This window comes from Phormidium sp. CCY1219 (genome assembly GCF_035615515.1).
Classification (GTDB): Bacteria; Cyanobacteriota; Cyanobacteriia; order Cyanobacteriales; family Laspinemataceae; genus CCY1219.
In genome coordinates this window covers 1-3349 of the sequence record NZ_JAJENT010000560.1, presented here as the reverse complement: position 1 = coordinate 3349, position 3349 = coordinate 1, and the positions used below count along the sequence as shown (strand labels likewise).

General features: G+C 49.2%; 1 protein-coding gene. It reads left to right on the top strand.

The annotated features are described in order from the left end of the window. Positions 1-569 precede the first annotated feature (569 nt). The coding region (locus LKK83_RS15490) for a DUF4347 domain-containing protein (protein ID WP_324632113.1) at positions 570-3349 on the top strand (2780 nt) is incomplete at its 3' end.

Here is a 3349-nt window from a genome sequence, read left to right as displayed (position 1 = left end):
CGTAGGGCTTAGGCTGGTCAGCTACCTAAAGTCAGGGGCTAGAAGCCCCGTCTCTTTAGAGCGGGGTGCTGACAGCTCAGTCGTGGTTTGTTTAAGCGTGTAATCTTTTATTTTACCGCAAAAATACCCTCGCGTACCCGGGCGGGGATTGGGGCAGAACACAGGGGCGAAAAACCGCCGAAAGATTAAAACATAATTAAGTTTTCCGGGTTTACCCCAGGGAAAATGCCCGGTGGGGGGTGATAGCCCTGAGTGGTTTTACCCAAAGCGGGTGCAATTCAGCAATCGCTGAAATATTTACCAGGAAAGGATTTTAAGCGGTAAGTCACCGACAGATGCGATCGCGATCGCAGGTTGAGTGCGAAAAAATCACCCAAAAACCGGACACAGAACGCCGAAAAGTACCGTATAATTACGGATAGTGGCAGTCAGTTGAAACTGATTCGAGTGATTCTACGGTATCTCCAGAGAGTTCCGAGAATTTACCGCCATCGATGGGTTCATCAGGGTGCATTGCTGTTCTGTCGTGATGGTGAGAAGTCAGTGGAAACTATCCACTCGTCATCGGGGTGCTTGATTTAATTGAGTTTGTTACAAGGCATCGCGATCGCGCGATCGCCAAGGGCACTTCCGAGCGAGTAAATATTCTCACCTGCAATAGTGTTGCCCTTGGAGAAATTATGAACGGTTGCATCTTAAATTCGACTCAATCTCAATCCGACGGCGTTATCCCTCCGCTGTCGGACCCGGAGGATTTGCCCCCGGGAGATACCCTATCCGCAATGGGGGCGATCGCCCCAGGAGGGAAAGGCAAAAACTTAGGCGCGATCGCTCACCTGGTGTTTATCGACCCGCAACTTCAAGATTGCGCCACCCTGGTCCGTGGGGTAAAACCGGGATATGAAGCGATCGTCCTAGACGATCGCCGCGATGGCGTGGCACAAATCCATCGCGTGCTACAACATCGCACTCACATCCAGAGCATCCATGTAGTTTGTCATGGCAAACCGGGCAGCTTGCACCTGGGAAACCGCGAACTCAATTCACACAGCCTCGCACAGTATGCCCCTCGCTTGCAACAGTGGAAAAATGCTTTTTCCCCTCCCCATTCTTCCCCCTCGCTGCTGCTTTATGCATGTCATGTAGCCGCCGGGAAAATCGGTGCTGAATTCCTCTCCCAACTGAGTCAATTAACCGGATTAAATATTGCCGCCTCCGATAGTTTAGTTGGAAGCGCGGCGAAAGGCGGAAATTGGCAATTACCGATTGCGACAATACCAGACAATCCTCATTATTCTAGAAGGATTAACCGAGCCAAAAAAAGGCCGCCCGAGAGAAATACAAGCCGATTTTACCCAAGCCAATCGACTCTAAAATCGGCCTTAGCCTTTGAGCTAGAGGTATTACAAATCTATCCGTTTGTTTTTTCCAGTTTAATTCAAGAAACCTTCACCGAAGGCGCCGTAGTCGGGCCTTGGATTTATGGCACCGGTAATGAAACTTCGGCCACTCCCGTTTTAACGGCTGGAATTGGCGCTGGGGTTATTCCAAGTTTAGACATGCCCCTCGACCAACCCGGTGAAGGAGCGCTGCGCTTAACTTCAAACATCAAAAACCAAGCCACTTTTGTGATTTACAACAATCCGGTTCCGGCGGATGCGGGACTGGAAATTAGCTTTGAAATGTTTGCCTATGATAGCAGCCACGATACCGGAGCAGATGGGTTTAGTTTATTTCTAATTGATGGGAACGAATCTCCCACAGTCGCGGGGGGATTTGGTGGCTCTCTCGGCTACGCGCAAAGAAACCAAACCAATCAAACCGTCAACGGGATTGAAGGCGGATATCTCGGCATCGGATTCGATTCATTTGGCAATTTTTCTCGGGCGGGAGAAGGTCGCGTGGGGGGCTGGCCTAACCTGCGATCCAATGCGGTGGCGATTCGCGGTCGCGGTAACGGAAGCGCGGGAGATATCACCACGGATTATCCTTACTTAACCGGGACAGAATCCTTGGACAATTCTTTCTCATTTCCCAATGAAACCAATCGCGAAAATGCGAAACTCACGGCAAAAATCATCTTAACTCAAGAGGGGTTTCTCTCGATTTGCATTGATTTTAATAACGATGGAGATTGTAACGATGAGGGGGAAGAAGTCATCCCTCCTTTTGATGTCGTTAACGGACGGGATGCGAATGGCGATGGGGATTTTGATGATTTAGAGGATGGAGATATCAAACCCAACGGACCGATTCCGGACACGTTTAAATTTGGGTTTGGCGGTTCGACCGGGGCTTATACCAATATCCACGAAATCCGCAATTTGGTGGTGAAAACCGTAGAACCGCCTACAAAACAGGCGGATGTGTTGGCGACAAAAAAGGCACCTTTAACCGTACTGCCCAATGGGGAAATTACCTACACTATTGAGGTAACGAATAACGGACCGGATCCGGCGGAAAATGTAATTATTTTCGATCCGCTTCCCACGGATTTCAATTGGATAAGTGCCAGTGATGGGGGAACCTATAATCCGCAAACCGGCATCGTTTCTTGGCCGAGTATTCCGCTGTTGGAAAATGGGGAATCGATCGCCTATACCATCACGGGAACGGCCCCGCCCACTGCGGGCACGTTAACGAATGCAATTTTGGCCACGGCGACGACATTCGACCCGGACAAAAGCAATAACAACGGTACCGATACCAACGCGATCGCCACGGTTCTGGTCAATACTCCCCCGGAAATTGGCCAAGTCCTCAAGTCGGGCACCGAAGATGTGGCAATTGGGTTTTCCTCCACTGATTTTCTCGGCCAATTTACCGATGAAGATAACCACGACCTGAGCAAAATTAAAATTACCTCTCTGCCTACCAATGGTACCCTAAAGCTCAATGGCCAGCCAGTGGAAAACCTGCAAGAAATTGAGATGGCCGATATCGGCGATTTGGTGTTTGTCCCCCAGGAAAACTTTTCTGGTGAAATTAGTTGGAGTTGGAATGGATTTGATGGCAATGAGTATGGCGTTGATAGTGGAACGGTTGAGGTCAACCTCAATCCGGTCAATGACCCGCCGGCGATCGCCAATCTGAGTAAGTCGGGAAAGCAAAACACTTCCCTGCCGTTTTCTCCCACAGATTTTATCAGTCAATTTACCGATACCGAGTCAGACGAACTACAGAAAATCAAAATCACCGCTCTCCCGGAAAATGGCACTCTGAAACTTAATGGTCAACTCATCGAATTAAACCAAGAAATTGACGTGGCAGAATTAGCCAAATTAGTCTTTACGCCAGGGGAAAACTTTACTGGGGAGATTAATTTTGGCTGGAATGGGTTTGATGGCAG